The 18,186-nt window shown below is 63.7% G+C and carries 18 protein-coding genes and 2 rRNA genes; 6 read left to right on the top strand and 14 right to left on the bottom strand.

Annotated features, from left to right (window positions below; genetic code table 11):
• Nucleotides 1-206 precede the first annotated feature (206 nt).
• Both CGZ88_RS00100 and CGZ88_RS00095 read left to right on the top strand, forming a co-directional pair.
• Nucleotides 207-839, top strand: a complete 633-nt coding sequence (locus tag CGZ88_RS00100; protein WP_026645235.1) for a vitamin K epoxide reductase family protein — start codon at nucleotides 207-209, stop codon at nucleotides 837-839.
• 108 nt (nucleotides 840-947) lie between these two features.
• On the top strand, nucleotides 948-1,280 hold the full coding sequence (locus CGZ88_RS00095) for a DUF4190 domain-containing protein (protein WP_026645236.1): 333 nt from the start codon (nucleotides 948-950) through the stop codon (nucleotides 1,278-1,280).
• 67 nt (nucleotides 1,281-1,347) lie between these two features.
• Here the strand turns inward: CGZ88_RS00095 and dapF are convergent, their stop codons facing one another.
• On the bottom strand, nucleotides 1,348-2,241 hold the full coding sequence (dapF, locus tag CGZ88_RS00090) for a diaminopimelate epimerase (protein ID WP_026645237.1): 894 nt from the start codon (nucleotides 2,239-2,241) through the stop codon (nucleotides 1,348-1,350).
• A 144-nt stretch (nucleotides 2,242-2,385) separates the two neighbouring features.
• Between dapF and murI the strand changes: the two genes are divergently transcribed.
• Complete coding sequence (murI, locus tag CGZ88_RS00085) at nucleotides 2,386-3,186, top strand: glutamate racemase (protein WP_026645238.1); 801 nt, start codon at nucleotides 2,386-2,388, stop codon at nucleotides 3,184-3,186.
• 14 nt (nucleotides 3,187-3,200) lie between these two features.
• Nucleotides 3,201-4,049, top strand: a complete 849-nt coding sequence (locus CGZ88_RS00080; protein ID WP_034523781.1) for a patatin-like phospholipase family protein — start codon at nucleotides 3,201-3,203, stop codon at nucleotides 4,047-4,049.
• A 100-nt stretch (nucleotides 4,050-4,149) separates the two neighbouring features.
• Here the strand turns inward: CGZ88_RS00080 and CGZ88_RS00075 are convergent, their stop codons facing one another.
• The 11 genes from CGZ88_RS00075 to CGZ88_RS00025 all read right to left on the bottom strand — a co-directional run bounded on the left by CGZ88_RS00075 (nucleotide 4,150) and on the right by CGZ88_RS00025 (nucleotide 15,505).
• The gene (locus tag CGZ88_RS00075) at nucleotides 4,150-5,079 is read right to left on the bottom strand and encodes an SPFH domain-containing protein (RefSeq protein WP_101670826.1); all 930 of its coding nucleotides are present in this window, start codon (nucleotides 5,077-5,079) and stop codon (nucleotides 4,150-4,152) included.
• A gap of 226 nt (nucleotides 5,080-5,305) precedes the next feature.
• On the bottom strand, nucleotides 5,306-6,211 hold the full coding sequence (locus CGZ88_RS00070) for a cysteine ABC transporter substrate-binding protein (protein WP_101670825.1): 906 nt from the start codon (nucleotides 6,209-6,211) through the stop codon (nucleotides 5,306-5,308).
• A gap of 107 nt (nucleotides 6,212-6,318) precedes the next feature.
• Nucleotides 6,319-7,176, bottom strand: coding sequence for an amino acid ABC transporter ATP-binding protein (locus tag CGZ88_RS00065; protein WP_101670824.1), 858 nt, complete (start codon nucleotides 7,174-7,176; stop codon nucleotides 6,319-6,321).
• On the bottom strand, nucleotides 7,169-7,843 hold the full coding sequence (locus tag CGZ88_RS00060; RefSeq protein WP_026645243.1) for an amino acid ABC transporter permease: 675 nt from the start codon (nucleotides 7,841-7,843) through the stop codon (nucleotides 7,169-7,171). Before CGZ88_RS00060 ends, CGZ88_RS00065 begins: the two co-directional genes overlap by 8 nt.
• Nucleotides 7,830-8,486, bottom strand: coding sequence for an amino acid ABC transporter permease (locus tag CGZ88_RS00055; protein ID WP_026645244.1), 657 nt, complete (start codon nucleotides 8,484-8,486; stop codon nucleotides 7,830-7,832). The genes CGZ88_RS00060 and CGZ88_RS00055 overlap by 14 nt, the downstream gene beginning before the upstream one ends.
• Nucleotides 8,487-8,661: 175 nt before the next feature.
• Nucleotides 8,662-9,825 (bottom strand): pyridoxal phosphate-dependent aminotransferase, encoded by a 1,164-nt coding sequence (locus tag CGZ88_RS00050; RefSeq protein ID WP_423734388.1) that lies wholly within the window; start codon nucleotides 9,823-9,825, stop codon nucleotides 8,662-8,664.
• A gap of 82 nt (nucleotides 9,826-9,907) precedes the next feature.
• The gene (locus CGZ88_RS00045) at nucleotides 9,908-10,567 is read right to left on the bottom strand and encodes a methionine ABC transporter permease (protein ID WP_026645246.1); all 660 of its coding nucleotides are present in this window, start codon (nucleotides 10,565-10,567) and stop codon (nucleotides 9,908-9,910) included.
• Nucleotides 10,564-11,739, bottom strand: a complete 1,176-nt coding sequence (locus CGZ88_RS00040; RefSeq protein WP_051198629.1) for a methionine ABC transporter ATP-binding protein — start codon at nucleotides 11,737-11,739, stop codon at nucleotides 10,564-10,566. The genes CGZ88_RS00045 and CGZ88_RS00040 overlap by 4 nt, the downstream gene beginning before the upstream one ends.
• Before the next feature lie 9 nt (nucleotides 11,740-11,748).
• Nucleotides 11,749-12,624, bottom strand: coding sequence for a MetQ/NlpA family ABC transporter substrate-binding protein (locus CGZ88_RS00035; RefSeq protein WP_026645247.1), 876 nt, complete (start codon nucleotides 12,622-12,624; stop codon nucleotides 11,749-11,751).
• 191 nt (nucleotides 12,625-12,815) lie between these two features.
• A complete protein-coding gene (locus CGZ88_RS00030; protein WP_026645248.1) occupies nucleotides 12,816-13,814 on the bottom strand; it encodes a ketopantoate reductase family protein in 999 nt (332 codons plus the stop codon).
• A 236-nt stretch (nucleotides 13,815-14,050) separates the two neighbouring features.
• On the bottom strand, nucleotides 14,051-15,505 hold the full coding sequence (locus CGZ88_RS00025) for an APC family permease (protein WP_231371436.1): 1,455 nt from the start codon (nucleotides 15,503-15,505) through the stop codon (nucleotides 14,051-14,053).
• Between the two features lie 303 nt (nucleotides 15,506-15,808).
• Between CGZ88_RS00025 and CGZ88_RS00020 the strand changes: the two genes are divergently transcribed.
• Nucleotides 15,809-16,471 carry a GNAT family N-acetyltransferase gene (locus CGZ88_RS00020; protein WP_101671080.1) on the top strand — a complete coding sequence of 221 codons (663 nt, stop codon included), beginning with the start codon at nucleotides 15,809-15,811 and terminating at the stop codon, nucleotides 16,469-16,471.
• Between the two features lie 241 nt (nucleotides 16,472-16,712).
• Nucleotides 16,713-17,282, top strand: coding sequence for a 3'-5' exonuclease (locus CGZ88_RS00015; protein ID WP_034523783.1), 570 nt, complete (start codon nucleotides 16,713-16,715; stop codon nucleotides 17,280-17,282).
• A gap of 445 nt (nucleotides 17,283-17,727) precedes the next feature.
• Here CGZ88_RS00015 and rrf read toward each other — a convergent pair.
• Both rrf and CGZ88_RS00005 read right to left on the bottom strand, forming a co-directional pair.
• Nucleotides 17,728-17,844: ribosomal RNA gene (gene rrf / locus CGZ88_RS00010) — 5S ribosomal RNA — on the bottom strand.
• A gap of 194 nt (nucleotides 17,845-18,038) precedes the next feature.
• Nucleotides 18,039-18,186, bottom strand: a 23S ribosomal RNA gene (locus CGZ88_RS00005); the annotation flags it as partial.

Genomic DNA, 18,186 nt, shown 5'->3' with positions numbered 1-18,186 from the left:
GTTGTTGCGTCGAAATCGCCGATTCACCCCATCCATTCCACATTCGGTACACTGTTCCACAGCGGCGCATGGTCATCGCACGCGCCGAGGAGCATGCCCGACGCAACGAGGAGGACATCATGCAAACGAACCGGCAGCAGCACACCCAATCATCCGACCACCCACATCAGAGGATGGCACAACCCGGTGTCACCGTCCCCAAGAGCATGGCGGCACCGGGCGTCACCGACATGCCCCACGGCTGGCGTCACGGTTCCACATGGCTGTATCTCGTCATGCTCGCCGCCTCCGGAATCGCCCTCGTCGTCTCCTTCGTGCTGTCCGCCGAAACGCTGCAGATGGCGCGCGAACCTGGCAAGCTGCTGTCGTGCGACGTCAACGCCGTGCTTTCGTGCTCGGCCGTCGCCGACTCATGGCAGTCGGAGATCGTCAAATTCGCCGGCCTGAGCTACCCGAACGCGTTCTTCGGCATCGCCGCCGAATCGGTGTTCTGCACGATCGCCGTCATCGGGCTTGCACGCATGCGCATGCCGCGCTGGTTCGCCGCCTGCACGTGGTTCGGCTCCCTCGCCGCGCTCGCCTACTCGTATTGGCTGACCTCGCAGTCGCTGTTCGTCATCAACGCGCTGTGCCCGTGGTGCCTCGTGCTGTGCTTTGCGACGACGATCCAGTTCATCGCCGTCAGCCATGCGACCGTCACCGTGCAGGGGCTGCCGGCTCGTGCCGCCGGCCTGCGCACCTACTACCGGCTCAATTTCGATCTGATGGCCGACGCCGTCTGGATCGTCGCGCTCGTCACGCTCATCCTCGTCAAGGACGGCACCTACCTCTTCGTCTGAGTGCGTCTGATTTCGTCTGAGCTCATCCGAGTCCGTCCGACTCGCCGATTTCTGACGATTTTGAGCCGATTGCCTCACTTGTCCCGCCGCTGATTGCCAAGGAGTCTGATGTCCACGCCGATTCCGCCGGGTCGCCCGGCCTCCCCCACTGTGCCGCCTCCCGCGCCGTTCGCCGTCCCGCCCCGCGCTCCTGAACGCTGGAGCGTCTTCGCGATCGTCGGCTTCATCTGCGCGTGGGTGCTGCCGCCGGCCGGCCTCGCCTGCTCGATCGTCGCGCTCTCGAGAATCGCCGATGACCGTACGCTGCGCGGCCGCGGCCTGGCGATCGCCGGCATCGTCGTCAGCGCCATCGCGTTGCTCGTCGCAATCGCCATCATCGCCTATTTCATCTGGTTCGGCCTGATGTTCATTCCCTACGGCATGCAGCTGCGTGCAAGCTGAACGAAGCGGCCGTTGCCTTCCGGATATGTCAGAGGCAACGGCCGCTCGTATTATTTCAGCATCTTCTTCAGAGCATCTCGACTTTCGCGACGATCGCCGCCGGCCCGGTCAGCATGACGTCATCGCCGGTCACGTCGACGTCCACCTTGCCGCCGCGCACGGTGATGCGCCAATGGTTGACGCCGGTCTTCGCATGCAGCACGACGGCCGTCGCGCACAGTCCGGTGCCGCAGGACAGCGTTTCGCCGCAGCCGCGTTCGAACACGCGCATCGTCGCCTCGCCGTGGTCCTCACCGGCGTCGATCTCGTCAATGCGCACGAATTCGACGTTCTGCCCCTCGTCGATTGCCGGCGTGACGACGGGAGCCGTCTCGAGATCGATGTCTTCGAGCACCGGCAGCGTACTGAACGCGTCCTCGACGACGGTCACGATGTGCGGATTGCCCATGTCGACGAAGGTGCCCTTGCCCTCGCCGTCCGAACCGTCCACTGTCACGACGTGCGCGTCGATGTCGCCGATCTTCCATGCGCCCATGTCGACGCGGAACAGATGCGTGCCCAGTTCATCGTCGTCCGCCACCGGCGTGAGCGTCTTGATGCCGGCGCGCGTGCCGAGCTTGAGCGGATCGTCGCCGTCGATGCCCTGCATCGTGCGGATGAACAGCGCCGTCGCGCGCGAACCGTTGCCGCACATCTGCGCAGTCGACCCGTCGGCGTTGCGGTAGTCCATGAACCACTCGACGCCGCCGTCGGCGCAGGCCTTGAGCTCCTCTTCGCTGATGTCCTTGACGTACTGCGGCCTCGTGACGCGAATCAGGCCGTCGGCGCCGATGCCGAAGTGCCTGTCGCAGATCGCCGCGATCTCCTTGGGCTGCGGATCGTAGGCGCCGTCCTTGTCCTCGAACATGACGAAGTCGTTGCCCGTGCCCTGCGCCTTGTATACCGTCGTTGCAATGCTCATACGCCTCACTGTACCCGCACAGCCACCCCGTTCGATTCCCCGATGCGCGTAGCGACACATATGGCAATGCGCGCCGCTTCGTATAATGACGCGTGTCAGGCGCGTCCCCCGGCGCGCACAACAGCTCTGTCAGGAGGCAGCATCATGGCTTCGTCGGCCCCGATCGGCGTGTTCGATTCCGGCTTGGGCGGCATCTCCGTCGTCCGCGAGATCCGGCGTGAGATGCCGCACGAGCGCATCGTGTTCTTCGGCGATTCCGCGCACGCGCCCTACGGCACGAAGACGCCGGAACAGGTGCGCGCACTGTCCGAACGCATCGTCGAGAATCTGCTCGCGCAGGACGCGAAAGCGATCGTCATCGCCTGCAACACAGCCACGTCGGCCGCCGCCGCCGCGTTGCGCGAACGCTACGACCTGCCGATCATCGGCATGGAGCCCGCGCTCAAAGTCGCCTGCGACCGTGGCCACGGCAAGCGCCAACGCGTCATCGTCGCCGCCACGCCGCTGACGTTGCGGGAACGCAAGTTCGCCGCGCTCATGCACCGTTTCGAATCCGACCACACGATCTTCCCGCAGCCGTGCCCCGACCTCGTCCGCATCGTCGAGGAGGGCCGTCTTGGCGACCACGACCTCGTCATGCGCACGCTCCACGGCTACTTCGACCGCTACGACCTCGATTCAATCGACGCCGTCGTGCTCGGCTGCACGCATTTCATCTTCTACCGCGACTACTTCCGCGAACTGCTGCCCGACGGCGTCGCGATCATCGACGGCAACGCCGGCACCGTCCACCATCTCGACGTCATCCTCGAATCCCTCGGCAAGCTCGCGCCCGAGACGGCCGAAGGTTGCGTCACATTGGAGAACTCCGATCCGTCGCCGCGCGTCGCCGCGCTCGCCGAGGAACTGCTGGAAACCGGCGGCGAAGGCGGTCAGCGGGCCTGACGTACAATGCTCGAATGACCAACAGCACAGCAATCATCGATGTCGGCGGCGGCTTCCGCGCGATCTTCGGCGCCGGAGTCCTCGACCGCTGCCTCGACGAAGGCATCAGCTTCGACCACGCCTACGGCATCTCCGCCGGCAGCGCAAACCTCGCGTCGTTCCTCGCGGGGCAGAACACGCGCGCGCACCGCTTCTACACCGAGTACGCGTTCCGCAAGGAATACGCGAGCATGGACGCCTATGTGCGCACCGGCAACTATTGCGACCTCGACTACGTCTACGGCACGTTGAGCAACCATGACGGCGAGAATCCGCTCGACTACGAGACCTTTGCCGCGAATCCGACCGACTTCACCGTCGTCGCCGCCGACGGTGTCACCGGCGAGCCGCACTATTTCACGAAGCACGACATGCGTTACGACGACTACACGATTCTCAAGGCGTCGTCGGCCGTGCCGGTCGCCTGCAAGCCGGTCGTCATCGACGGCGTGCCGTATTTCGACGGCGGCATCGCCGACCCGGTCCCGGTGCAGCGCGCCGTCGACGCCGGTTACGACCGCATCGTCGTTGTGCTCACGCGCCTCAAGGACGTGCTGCGCGAACAGCACAAGGACGTCGCGCCGGCGAAGCTGCTCTCACGCTCGTATCCGGCCGCCGCCGAAGCGCTGCTCAACCGCTACCGCACCTACAACGACGAGGTCGCGCTCGCCAAACGCTACGAGCAGGAGGGCCGCGTGCTCATCCTCGCCCCGGAGGATCTCTACGGGCTGTCGACGATGTCGAAGACCTACGAAGGCCTCGAGCGCATGTACCGCGCCGGCTATGCGGCGGCCGAGCCGATCGCCGCGTTCCTCGCCTCCTGAGCGCTGCATAGACGCGTCGACCGCAGATGACAGTGGGGTCCGCAAGCCGATGGCTTGCGGACCCCACTGTCATCTGCGTGTCACATGCGGCGGACGCTTATCAGATGCGCGGTGCCGGAGGCATCGTCGTCGGCGCGTCCTCCTGCGCGGTGAGCATCGCGTTCGTCATCTGCTCGTACAGGTCACGGTAGCCGCCCGGCGTCGACGCCGGCAGCACGACGGTCTTGCCGTTCGGCGAATCGGACAGCGAACGCAGCACGTCGAGGTACTGGTTGAACAGCACGACGTTGTTCACTTCGGTGATGTCCATGCCGACGGCCTGCAGGCTCTTGATCTGGTCGACGATGCCGGTCGCAATCTCGCGGCGGTAGTTCGCCTGACCTTCACCCTGCAGACGCACCTTCTCGGCCTCAGCGGCCGCCTGCGTCTCGATCTGGATGCGCTGCGCCTCGGCGCGCTGACGCGTTGCCTCCTTCTCGCGCTGCGCGGCGTTGATCGAATCCATCGCCGCCTTGACGGCCGGGCTCGGGTCGATCGACGTGATCAGCGTCTTGACGACGGTGAAGCCGAAACGCGCCATCTCGGCGCCGACGGTCTGCTGCACGTCCGCGGCGACCGAATCCTTCTTCGCGAAGGCGTCGTCGAGCGTGAGCATCGGGATCGCGCTGCGCAGCGCGTCCTCCATGTAGGCGCGCAGCTGGCCCGCCGGGTCGCGCAACTCGTAGTACGCCTTCGCCACGTCGGTGGCGTTAACGCGGTACTGCGTGCTCGCGACGATCTCGACGAACACGTTGTCGAGCGTCTTCGTCTCAATCTTGACGTTGAGCTGGCTCACGCGCATGTTCGTCTTCATCGCGATCTGGTCGACGAAGGGGATCTTCACATGGATGCCAGCGAAGGTCACCTTCTTGAACTTGCCGAAGCGTTCGATGATGTAGGCCTGCTGCTGCGGCACGATGTAGCACGAGCAGCACAGCACGATGAGCAGCAGGACGGCGATGACGATCAGGGCGATGGTGTCTGGGGTCATGGTGGTTCCTCATTTCCTGTGCCCGCGCGGGCACAACGATTTCCACGGTAGCGTACGGCCACCGCCCGCCGCCGCGCGATTCCGGGAGCCGGACAGGGCGGCACGAACGGTATGTCGCCGCACATGAACGGCCCCGCGCATCCGACAATCGGATGCGCGGGGCCGTTCGGACCTGTTCATGCAGACCCATGCGGGACGTATGGCCACCCCGATGGCGGCTTGGGGGTCACTTGTCGAGTTCGCCGCTTTCGACGACGATGTCGTCGGGGTTGACTTCGTCGCCGTAGACCGGCTTGAGCGTCTTCTCGAAGTCCTTGTGGAAGAAGTTCTCCTTGCCGAGCTTGACGATCTCGTCGTTGATGTAGTCGAGCAGCTGCGTGTTGCCCTTCTGCACGGCGGCGGCGATGACGTCGACGTCGCCGAGGTCGGTGACGCCCACCTTGAAGCCCTTGTTGGCCTTCGCCCACGCGAGCACCTCGGTGTTGTCGGTGCTCATCGCGTCGCCGCGGCCGTCGAGCAGCGCGTTGTAGGCGTCCGCGTACTGGTCGTACTTGAGCAGCTTGATCTCCGGATGGTTCTTCTCGAAGTAGGTCTCCGCCGTCGTGCCCTTCGCGACGATGAGCGTCTTGCCCTTGAGCTGGCTGACGTCGGTGATCTCATGGTTCTCCGGCGAGACGATGCCGAGCGAGACCTTCATGTACGGCTTCGAGAAGTCGACCTTCTCGGCGCGCTCGGGCGTTTCGGTGAAGTTCGCGAGCGTCACGTCGACCTTGTTCGACGCGAGCACGTCGACGCGGGCCGCCGGGTCGACCGACGTGTACACCGGCTTGACGCCGAGTCCCTTGGCGAGCGCCTCGGCGAACTCGATGTCGTAGCCGGCGTACTTGCCGTCCTGGTCCACGTAGCCGAAGGGCGCCTTGTCCGAGAAGACGGCGACGCGCAGTTCGCCCGACTTCTTGATCTCGTCGAGCGTGCGCGCCTTCGCTGTCGAGGTGTTCGACGTATCGGAGGAGCCGGCTTCACTCGGCGTGGACGCGGACGGACCGCATGCCGCGACCGCCGTCATCATCATGACGGCGGCGCCGACCGCCGCGATCGCCTTGCCCAGCTTGTTGAAAATGGATGAGCTCATCTGCGTTCCTTTCCGTGCTCTTCCGTTGTTGGTGGTTGCCAAATCTTTGATGTCGTCTCGTTCGCGCGCACGCGTTCACGAGACGCCGTGCGCATCGGACGCCCCGCTCACGAGGCGTCGAAATCATTGAGTTCGCGCTCGGCCTCCCGGTTGCGGTGGCGTTCGAAGTCGAAGGAGTGCAGGAACTCGCGGGCGCGTTCGGTCTTCGGATGCGTGAAGAACTCCGCGGCGTTCGACGAGCGCTCCTCAATGCGTCCGTCCGAGAGCAGGATCACGCGGTCGGCAATCGCGCGCGCGAAGCTCATCTCATGCGTGACGATGAGCATCGTCTGTCCGGCGTCGGCGAGTTCGACGACGACTTCGAGCACCTCGTGCACCATCTCCGGGTCGAGTGCCGCCGTGATTTCGTCGAGCAGCAGGATCTCCGGATGCAGGATCAGCGCGCGGCAGATCGCGACGCGCTGGCGCTGGCCGCCCGAGAGCTCGTGCGGCTTCGCGTGCGCCCGGTCGGCAAGATGCACGCGTTCGAGCAGTTCGAGCGCTTCGCGCTCCACTTCGTCCTTCTTGCGTTTCTGCACGAGCAACGGCGCCATCGTGATGTTGCCGAGCACGTCCTTGTTCGGGAACAGGTCGTAGCTTTGGAACACCATGCCGAACTTCGTGCGCAGCTCCTCGCTGCGCTTGACGCGTCCGCTTTTCTCGTTGCCGGGCTTGCCGGTCTCGATGACTTCGCCGTCAAGAGCAATCGTGCCGCCCTGGATCGGCTCGAGTCCGGCAATCGTGCGCAGCAGCGTCGATTTTCCCGATCCCGAGGGTCCGACGATGACGAGCACGTCGCCTTTGGGCACCTCGAAGGAGATGCCGTCGAATACGTTCGCGTCGGCGTCCGCGTAATGCTTGCGCAGGTCGGTCACCTTGAGCGCGACCGTCTCCTCATGCTTGTTGCGCTGCGTCGTTTCAGTCATTCGTCCACCTTTTCTCCAGTGCATGCGCCACGAGCGACAGCGGCCAGCACACGATGAAGTACATCAGGAAGATCACGCCGTAGACCCACAGCGTGCCCGTCGGATATTGGAAACGGTTCGCGTCGATGATCTGCTGGCCGACCTTGATCACCTCGACGACGCCGAGCAGCACGGCGAGGGACGTCGTTTTGACGATGCGCGTCGCGAGGTTGACCGAGCCCGGTAGCAGCCGGCGCACGGCCTGCGGCAGGATCACATGGACGAAGGCCTGCCAGTTGCTCAGTCCGAGCATGTACGCGGTCTCGTGCTGCACCTGCGGGATCGACTGCAGCGCGCCGCGCGTCAGGTCGCCGAGCTCGGCGCCGCCCCACAGGATGAAGACGAGCACGCAGGCACCGGTCGCGTCGAGGTTCCAGTTCCATGCGCGCGCGATGCCGTAGTATGCGATGAACAGCAGCGCGAGCTGCGGCATGATGCGGATGAAATCAAGGTAGACGCGCATGATGAACCGGATGATCGGATTGCGCAGCGTCATCAGCCATCCGCAGATGAGCCCGACCGGCACGCTCAGCGCGACCGAGACGGCGGCGATCCAGATCGTCACCCACAGGCCCTGCAGCAAGCGCGGAAAGACGCCCGGTTCGAGCAGGATGTTAGCGCCTTGCATAGTCGAACCTCCTCTCGAGCCAAGTGCCGAAGATCGAGATCGGCAGCAGGATGATCAGGTAGGTCACGATGAGCATGAACAGCGCCTCGTAGGTGTCATAGGTGATGCCCATCAGGTCCTTCGCCATGTACATGACGTCGGCGAGCGCAATCGCCGAGACGACCGACGATTCCTTGATCAGGAAGATGACGTTCGCGACGATGCCCGGCGTCGCCACGCCGATTGCCTGCGGGATGACGACGTGCACGAGCGTCTGCCGGCGGTTGAAGCCAAGCATGTACGCGTTCTCGCGCTGGATCTGCGGCACCGCCTGCAGTCCCGCGCGCATCGATTCGGCCATGTACGAGCCGCCGAGGAATCCCAGGCCGATGATTGCGCACATCTCCGCCGACCAGACGAAGCCGAGCTTCGGCAGGCCGAAGTACAGGAAGTACAACTGCACGAGCAGCGGCGTGTTGCGGCTGATCTCGATGTACACGGCGACGATCTGCCGCAGTACCGGTATGCGCGCCGTCTGTATCGCCGCGCATACGACGCCGGTGATGATGGCGAGCGCGATGCCGAACACGGAGATGAACAGCGTCATCCACGCGCCGTTCACGAAGAACGGAGCATATCGCTCGATGAACGACCAGTCGAGCATCCGCTGATTCCTCCTTCGCCGCCATCGGGTTCAGTCTGTGACGACTTCCCGAGAGTGTGACCGATGATTGTTGCCAAACCACATGATATTCCACTATGTGGCTATTGATTATGGACGTCATGCCGTGCGGTGTCCCTGTGCCACGCGACGGATGACTTGCGCCGATGATCCGACGTCAACAACACCGGCCGATGCGCGCGACGGCATCGACGAGACGTTCGCGGGGCTGCAGCAGGCTCAGGCGCACGTGATCGGCGCCGACTTGGCCGAAGCAGGAGCCGGGCAGCACGGCGACGCCGGCGTCTTCGAGCAGCTCGTCGGCGAAACGGTCGCCGTCGAGGCCTTCGGGTGCGCGCATCCACACATACAGTCCGCCTTGCGAATCGAAGAGATCATAGCCCAGTCCGCGCAGGCCGTCGGCGACGACGGCGCGGCGGGCGGCATACCGCGCCGCCTGCCGTGCCACGCTGCCCTGGTCGCTTTCCAGGGCGGACGCGCCGGCGTCCTGTACGAACGAAGTGATCATGGAACCCATTTGATAATGGAATTTCCTCGCCACGTCAACCACCTGTTCACTACCGGCGATAAATCCGGCCCTCCATCCCGCCATCGCGTACATCTTCGACAGCGAGCACACCTCGATTGCCCGTTCGTCGACGCCGACGGCCTCCAGCAGGCTCACCTGCTGCTCACGCACGCCGAGGCCGGCGTAGGCGAAGTCGTGCAGCACGATGAAGTCGTGGCGGTGCGCGAGTTCAATCGCCCGGCGGAAGAACGATGCCGGCGCCTGCGCGCCGGTCGGATTGTTCGGATAGTTGAGCACGAGCACGCGCACGTCGTCCCACACGCGTGCCGGCACGGCGTCGAGGTCGGGCAGCCATCCGAGTTCGGCGCGCGCCGGCAGCGGCAGCTCGCGAGCGCCGCGCAGCGCAGCCATGCAGTGATACGACGGATAGTAGGGATCAGCGAAGGCGACCGTGTCGCCGGCGTCAAGCAGCACACTGAACAGCGTCGCCAGACCGTCGACGGCGCCTTCGACGGCGAACAGCTCGCGCGCCGGGTCGAGCGTCACGCCGTGCTCGCGCGCGTACCATCCGGCAGCCGCCTCGAGGAATCGCCGCTTGCCGTCGAACGGCGTGTAGCGCGCGTTGAGCGGGTCGTCGACGCCCTCGCGCGCCGCGTCGCGGATGAAGGCTTCAGGAAAACCGTCCGGATTGCCTTTCGACAGATCAATGACGTCGACGCCAGCGGCGCGCGCGGCCGCCACCTTCCTGTCCATCCTTTCGAAGACGTTCGCCGGCATCTGCTCCGTCACCGCTGCGAATCGCAATTGCACCATCGATGTTCCTTTCCTGTTGCTGTCGTCCATTGAGCCGTCCGCTGCCGCCATCGTCCGCGGTGCAGCCGCCTGCGCGCGCCGCTCAATGCGTGACCTTGAGCGCAATGCGGTCGCCGACCCATTGGATGAGCTGCACGACGGCGACGAGCAGCAGCACGACGGCGACGAGCACGCCGGTCTCATAGCGGTTGTAGCCGTATTGAATCGCCAGATCGCCTATGCCGCCGGCGCCGATCGTGCCGACCATCGCCGAATAGCCGAGCAGGGAGATGATCGTCAGCACGATGCCGCGGATGAAGCCGGGCAGCGCCTGCGGGAACACGGCGCCGAAAATGATCTGCCGCACTGGCGCGCCAGTCGATATCGCCGCCTCAAGCAGACCGTCGTCCACTTCCTGGAACGCGCTTTCGGCGACGCGCGCGAAGAACGGAATCGCCGCGATCGACAGCGCGATCGCGCCTCCCGCCGGCGTGTACGGATCGCCGATGATCAGCTGGATGAGCGGAATCAGCACGACGAGCAGGATGAGGAACGGCATCGAACGAATCGCGTTGACGACGAATCCGACGGCTTCGTTGACGATCCTGTTCGGCGTGAACAGCCGGTGCTGCGTGAGGAACAGCAGAATCGCGAGCGCTGTGCCGAACACGACGCCGACGAGCGTCGCGATGCCGACCATCGCGAAGGTGTCCCACAGCGCCTGCCCCAGATTCTCCCTGAGGATTTCGGTCGTCTCGTTCATGCGAGCACCTCCTTATGTGCGTCGCCGTCGTATGCGACACCGTCATATGCGTCGGACGCTGCCGCCGGCGGCTTCGCGTCGTATGCGTCGTCCACGAAGATCGCGTCGACGCTCGCTCCTATGTCGTCGTTGAGCGCGACGCTCAGTTCGCGCGCATCGGCGACGCGCGAACTGAGCTCGTCGATCGCCGCCTGCACGACGAACGCGCCCCGCTGCCCTTCCTGCCGCGCGCTCACGAGCACGATAAGCGTGCCGATCGCCTGCGTGCCGAAGTAGCCGACGTTGCCGTGCAGCACGTTGATCGACACTTCGAAACGCCGTGAGACGTCGCTGATGAGCGGTTCGAACGCGCCTTCGTCCTTGTACCGCAGTTCGATGAGGCGTCCCGACGGCAGCTGCGGCACGAGCTGTCTGGGAATCGCGACGCCGAGATAGCGTTCGACGAGCGCGCGCGTCGTCTCGTGGCGCGGCGAGCCGAACACGTCAATCGTCGTGCCCTGTTCGACGATGACGCCGTGTTCCATGACGGCGACGTGGTCGAAGATCGCCTTCGCGACGTCGAACTGATGCGTAATGAAGACGATCGTGACGCCGAGTTCGGCGTTGATGCGCTTGAGCAGCGCGAGGATCTCCTCGGTCGTCTCCAGGTCGAGCGCGCTCGTCGCCTCGTCGCACAGCAGGATGCGTGGATGGTTCGCGAGGGCGCGCGCGATCGACACGCGCTGCTTCTGCCCTCCGGATAGCTGCGACGGGTAGCTGTCGATCTTCTCCTCAAGCCCGACGAGCCTGAGCAGCTCCTCGATGCGCGGCCGGCGTTGCGCCTTCGGCACATGCGCCGCCTTGAGCGCGAACGCGATATTCTGCGCGACGGTCACGTTGTCGATGAGGTTGAAGCTTTGGAAGACGAAGCCGATGCCGCTGCGCAGTTCGCGCAATGCCGCCCCGCGCAGCGTCGTCACGTCGCGTCCGTCGATGACGACGCGGCCCGACGTCGGTCGCTCGAGCAGGTTGATCGTGCGTACGAGCGTCGATTTGCCGGCTCCCGAGAAGCCGACGATCCCGAAGATCTCGCCTTCCTCGACGTGCACGTTCGCGTGGCTGACGGCCTCGACGAGGCGTCCGCCGTGTTCGAAGACGACCGAAACGTCGTCCAATGTGATGATGTCCGCCATTGTCTCCCCTTATTCGTTCCAGCTCGCCGGCTTGCCGAAGTCCTTGAAGCGGCTCGCGGCGATCGCGCTCTTGAATTCGTCGCTGTCGAGCAGTTCGCCGACGGTCTTCGCGAAATGCGTGTCCTTGTTCGTCCCGGCGATCGCGAACACCTCGATGACGCCGTCGTCCTGCCGTTCGAGCGCGAGCGCGTCCTTCGGGTCGAGCCCCGCCGCCCACGAATAGTTACCGGGCACGAGCGCGACGTCGACGGTGTCGAGCGACCGCGCGAGCTGCGCCGCGTCGATCGGCTTGATGTTCAGGTGCTTGGGGTTGTCGGCGATGTCGTTGACCGACGCCTTCGTCGCGTCGATGCCGTCCTTGAGCGTCACGAGCTTGTTCTGCTCGAGGACGCCGAGGCTGCGTGCGAGGTTCGACCCGTCGTTCGCGACCGCGACACTCGCGCCGTCGGCGATGTCGTCGATCGACGTGAACTTCTTCGAGTAGACACCGAGGCCGAGCGTCGGCGTCTGCCCGAGCGACACGAGGTCGAGGTTGTTGTCGGCGCTGAACTTCTTCAGATAGTTGCCGTGCTGCATGAGGTTCGCGTCGATCTTGCCGCTGGCGAGCGCCTTGTCCGGCTGCACGTAGTCGTTGAAGGTCTTCGTCGTCAGTATGTAGCCGTCGTCCTTGAGGAGCGGCGCGATGACCTCGTCGATCATCTCCCCGTACGGCCCGGGGCATACGCCGACCGTGATCGTCGTCGTCTTGCCGTCCTTCGGCGTCGGGATCTGCTCGGCCGATGCGCTGCGCGCGCCGCCGCATGCGCTGTTCGCGATGATGACCGCGCCGGCGAGCACGGCGGCCGCCGTGCGGATGAGTGTGTGGATGCGCTGCTTCGTCGTCATGATGGCTGTCGTCTCCTTGATGATGCTTGCTCAGATGATGATGTTCATATGCGTCGTGTTGTTCCACGCGACGTTTCACGATTGATTTCGAGTGCGTTCGCACTTGGTTGTGGGCGCGTTCACCCAAGCCGCCGCAGGCCGTGTGCCACGCAGCGGCCGTGTCGATGGCCGTTTTGTGCGTTGCCGCCCTCTCAGCGGCCGTTGATCGCCTGCTGTGCGGCGATGTCGGGATGGTGGATCGCGAACGCATGCTCGGCGAGGTGCACTTCGTGCGTCACGAACTCATGGAGTGGGCACGGCGCGCCGTGTTCGCGTCCGAGGCGCGCGATGTAGCCGTTGATGTAGTCGACTTCGGTCGGGCGGCACCTCGTAAGGTCCTGATACATCGACGGATAATGCAAAGGGTGCGCGACCGCGGCCGTATGCATTATCGTCTCCACCTCGCTTTCCCTCGTGCCGAGCAGCGTGATGCCGGCGTGTTCCGCCGCCGTGTACGCTTCGTCGACGAGCCTGCGCGTCAGGACCGGCGCGCTTGGGTGTTCGGCGAATTCACCGAAACGAATCTCGTACATCGTGCACAACGTGTTGAGCACCGAGTTGAACACGATCTTCGCGAAGCACATGCCAAGGAAATGCGGCACGATCGTCGGATTGAGCGTCGCCGTCTGGAAATCGCGGTACAGCGCGAGTTCGACGGGATCATCGGCGGCGTCGTGGCCGTCGTACGCGCACATGTGCATCGCCTTCGCATGCGCGCCCCCGGTGAAGTTGAAATCGCCGGGACCGTAGACGTATGCGCCGATGAGCGCTGTGCCGCCATAGATACGGTCCTTCGCGAAGTACTGCGCGAGCTGTTCGAAGTGGCCGTAGCCGTTCATCGCCGAGAACACATGATGGCGTGGGCGGATGCGTCCGCCAACGCGCGCGAGGAGCTCGGGGAGCTGATGCTGCTTGACGAAGACGATCCACACATCGGGGTCGCCGTCGTACTCCTCCGGGTAGTACACGTCGATTGGCACGAGGTGGCGACCTTCGCCGTCCTGCGACACGGACGCGCCGCCCTGTGCGCGTATCCGTTCGACATTTGGCGTCCACGCGTCGATGAAGTCGACGTCGGCGTGCGCGTGCTCCTGCAGCAGCACGCCGTACTGGATGCCCATGCCGCCGGCTCCAAGGATTGCGTATTTCATGTGCCGTACCTCCTTGCCGATGTCGATTATCCGAATGCATTGTTCGTCCGTGCGCAGACCTCCATGTGCCTGCCTGACACACTGTACGGCACTTCACAAGCCGAAACGACGGCGTCGCTATAGCAAAAATCGATACGATGCTCAACATGCGCGCGAACACACCAATCAATCAGAAAAACAAGCGCCGCCACGACGAAATATCGTGGCGGCGCTTGTCAAATATGGCAAGGGTACGCTCAGGCGACCTTGCGTTCGAGGTCCATCGTGCGATGCATCCCCTTCGTCCACACGAGATAATAGACGATGCCGAGCGCCGTCCAGATCAGGCCGACGATCCAGACGGTCCATCCCAGCGAGACGAAGATGACGAAGGTCACGATCGCGCCGATGAGCGGGCACAGGATCGTACGCCAGAACGAACGGCCGCGGTAGCCGCGCGCCTTGATCCCCAGTCCCCAGATGACGACGATGTTGAGCATGCAGTAGGTGGACAGCGCGCCGAAGTTGCTCACCTTCGCCGCCGTGTTCTGGCCCATGAAGATGAACACGAAGATGAGCACGAGGTTCACGATGGCCGTGAACAGCGTGGCACCGACCGGCACGTTCGTCTTCTTGTCGAACTTCGTCAGGAACTTCGGCAGGCCGCCGTCGACGGCCATCGTGTACATGAGGCTCGAGATCGCCGTCATGCCGGACAGCGACGTGAACAGGCCGAGCGCAAGCGCATTCGCAACGGCGCAGACGACGCCGAGCCACTTGCCGGCGAGTCCGGCCACTTCATAGAAACCGCTGTTCTGGTTCGCCTGCAGGATGTTGCCGGAGGGGTCCATGCACATCGTCAGGAAGCTCATCGACATGTACAGGAAGCCGAGGATGAGGACGATGATGATCATCGCCTTGCCCGGTGCCTTCTTCGGACGCACGCACTGGTCGTCGAGCGTGACGATCGAGCCGAATCCCACATAGGACAGCGCGCACAGCGAGACGGCGCTCATCATCGCGCCCATGTCAAACTTCGCGGGGTTGAAGAACGCCGTGCCGGAGAAGTGCGCGATCTGCGGATGCCTGCACACGTAGATGACGCCGAAGACGAAGAACAGCGCGAGCACGATGAGTTCGGCCGCGAGCGCGAGCTTGTCGACGAGGACGGTGGCGCCCATGCCGCGCATCGCAATCGCCGTGATGATGACGAGGAAGCCGACGCACCACGCCCATACTGGCACATGCGGCAGATACTCATGCAGCGCGTTCGCCGCCATGAGCAGCATGATCGCAGGCGTAATCAGATACTGCAGGATCATCAGCCATCCGACGATGAAACCGACGCCATCGTTCATCTCATGCGACGCGTAGATGTAGATGCTGCCGCTTGACGGGAACAGCGGCACCATCATGCCGAAGGACAGCGCCGTGAACAGCATCGCGACCATCGCGATGAGGTAGGCGATCGCCGGCATGCCATGGGAGACGGAGGCGACCGATGCGATGATCGAGAACGGTGCGATCGGCACCATGAAGATCATGCCGAAGACGATGAGATCCTTCGTCGTCAGCGTGCGTTTGACGACCGATTTCGTGGCGGTCGCCTGAGAGCCGTTGACTTTGCCCTGCTTCCCCGCCGTCGTGACGGCGGATCGTCCTGTGCCTTGTGCGTTGCCGGCCATGATTCCCTGCTCCTTCATATCGGTCATATCGGTGACGTTCCCGCATGTGCGGCGTCATGTCTGGGGCGGCCGCATCCGCGACGCGTATCGTGCGCGGCGAGGGTGGATGGCGCGCCACCGGGTCCTCCCGGCGAGGCATGACCGTTCTACGTGCAATATAACTCGCCTGCCGGTGGCCGGTTCCCCGCGCTCGTGGTTTTCCCTCACAGCGTCGAAAACATCGAAGCCCACATCCGGGCTACCGTCTCCGGCGGCTGCCGTGTTCGTCCACGCTGAACAAAGGCCGTCCTGACGGCGTTGTTGACTATGCCTTGAGAGACGATGGTGTTCATGTTTGTGCGTCATGCAACTTTGGACGATCTCGATGCGCTTTCCAGTATCGAATCGGCGTGCTTCCCGCCCAAGGAGGCCGCGGACATCGAGAGGCTCGCGAACCGCATCGAAACGTATCCGGAGCATTTCTGGCTGCTCGTCAACCCGGACGCCGACGCATCGGACACCTGCTTCCCCGCGCATCTCGCCGACGGCATGCTCGTCAGTTTCATCAACGGCATGACGACCGACGACGCCGACCTGACCGACGCGATGTACGAGCAGGCCGATCTGCATGACGAGAACGGCTCATGGCAGATGATCCTCGGCGTCGATACGGCGCCTGTCTATCAGCATCGCGGCTGCGCGGCCTATCTGATGCGCCGCGTCATCCTCGATACGGCGATCGCGCACCGTGCCGGCATCGTGCTCGCCTGCAAGGAGAAACTCATCGACTTCTACCAGGGCTTCGGCTTCGTCAACGAAGGCCCGAGCTCTTCGACGCACGGCAACGCGACGTGGTATCAGATGCGACTGCGGCTCAAATGTCAGCCCAACGACGAGGATCATGACGAGGTCTATGACATCACGGCGAGCAACATCCGCAAGGCGATGGAGGAGACAACGTCGTATATGGACCACGGACACACGGTCACCTCGCAGTTCCCGGTGCTCAAATAGTCGTCCGCGCGCCGACGGCCGGATTGCGGACATCGCTTCCCGGAGTGCGGAACGACCGTCCGCACAGCGTCTCCGATTGCGAACACCTTGCAAATAAACCGAAACGTCTGAGGCATCCTCGACGGCTTTGCATTAGACTCGGCACTAGAAAAACAACATGGGAGCAGCGCACGACCGATCCCCGTGCAAGGTAGTCGACGGGAGGATCGCGGGGTGCGTTGGATATCAGAGAGGAATCACGATGTCCGTAGTCATTCGGCCAGCCGAACGCCTACCGAAAGATTACACGGCGCTCGATCTGGAAACGACCGGCCTGAGCGCGCAGCGTGATCGCATCACCGAAATCGGCGCGGTGAAGATCCGCAACGGCAGGATCGTCGACACTTTCGAGCAGCTCATCGATCCGGGCACGCTCATCACGCCCAACATCACCCGACTGACCGGCATCACCAATGAAATGGTGGAGGGGATGCCGTCGATCGAAGCCGTGCTCGGCTCGTTCATCGATTTCCTTGAGGACGACATCGTCATCGGCCACAACATCCGTTTCGACATGGGCTTCCTCGCCGAAGCCGAACATCGCACGTTGGGCTTCACGAACAATTTCATGCGTCCGACGCTTGACACGATGACGATCGACAAACATCTGTTCCCTTCAGAGCGGCATCGTCTCGTCGATCTGATTCAGCGCTACGGCATCTCCGACATCGAAGAGCACCGTGCGCTTTCCGATGCGACGCAGACCTACCAGTGCCTGGAGTGGCAGCGTCGTTACATCTCCTGCGATACCGCCGTCCTCCCCCAGAACTGACGCGCACTCATCGGTGTCGGCGCGGATCTCCTTGACGAGCTCCGCGCCGACACCGTCATATATTGACTCTGCTGTGTGTCGCTGCTGCGCATGCCGGTGTTCTCCGTATTCTCTGTTGCATACCACCGCATATGCCTCTGCCGCCCATGGTTTCGTCACGTGTCTCGACAACGTCGATGCCGCCAACCGTGTCGATTCCCGCTTGTGCACGACGACTACACGCGAATACCTATCGAGGCCTGTGATATGGGCATGACTGTGGAAGCAGATGCCGATCTGTGTGCTGGGATACGGAAAGGCCCCGGTCGAGGCTGTTCGTCTCGCCGGGGCCTGTCGCGTGCATGTGGATGCCGCATATATGGTAAAGCCCGCCGTGTGGGTGGGCTGTGGAAGTCGCCGGATATGGGAAAGCCCACCGTGTGGTGGGCTTTCGTGTGAAGTGTGGGTGCGGCGGCGTGCTACTCTCCCACACCCTGTCGGGTGCAGTACCATCGCCGTGCCAGGTCTTAGCTTCCGGGTTCGGAATGGGACCGGGCGTCTCCCCTGGGCTGTGACCGCCGCAAGACTGTATTGTGTTATTCATGGTCGACCCCCGGGTGGGGGTTGGTGGGTGGTTCGGGGACCGGATGGTGGACGCGGGCGCAGGTGTTCGTATGGAAGGAACGGGTGTTCGTTGCGGTTTCGTGTTGATGCTTGTATCGTGTGACTCCCTGTATCGGTTGTTCCGGTGCGTGCGTGTGCGCGCGACGTGTCCGGTGGGGGTCGTCTTCGACCGTTAGTGCCGGTCGGCTCCACCCCTTGCGGGGCTTCCACGTCCGGTCTATCGACCACATGGTCTCATGTGGGGTCTGCCGCACCCTCGAAGGGGTGCAAGGAATCCTTATCTTGGAGCGGGCTTCCCGCT

Origin of the sequence: Bifidobacterium anseris (assembly GCF_002860345.1) — a bacterium.
Taxonomy (GTDB): domain Bacteria; phylum Actinomycetota; class Actinomycetes; order Actinomycetales; family Bifidobacteriaceae; genus Bifidobacterium; species Bifidobacterium anseris.
Note: the sequence above shows the minus strand (reverse complement) of the source record. Positions and strands in the feature narration are given on the sequence as shown.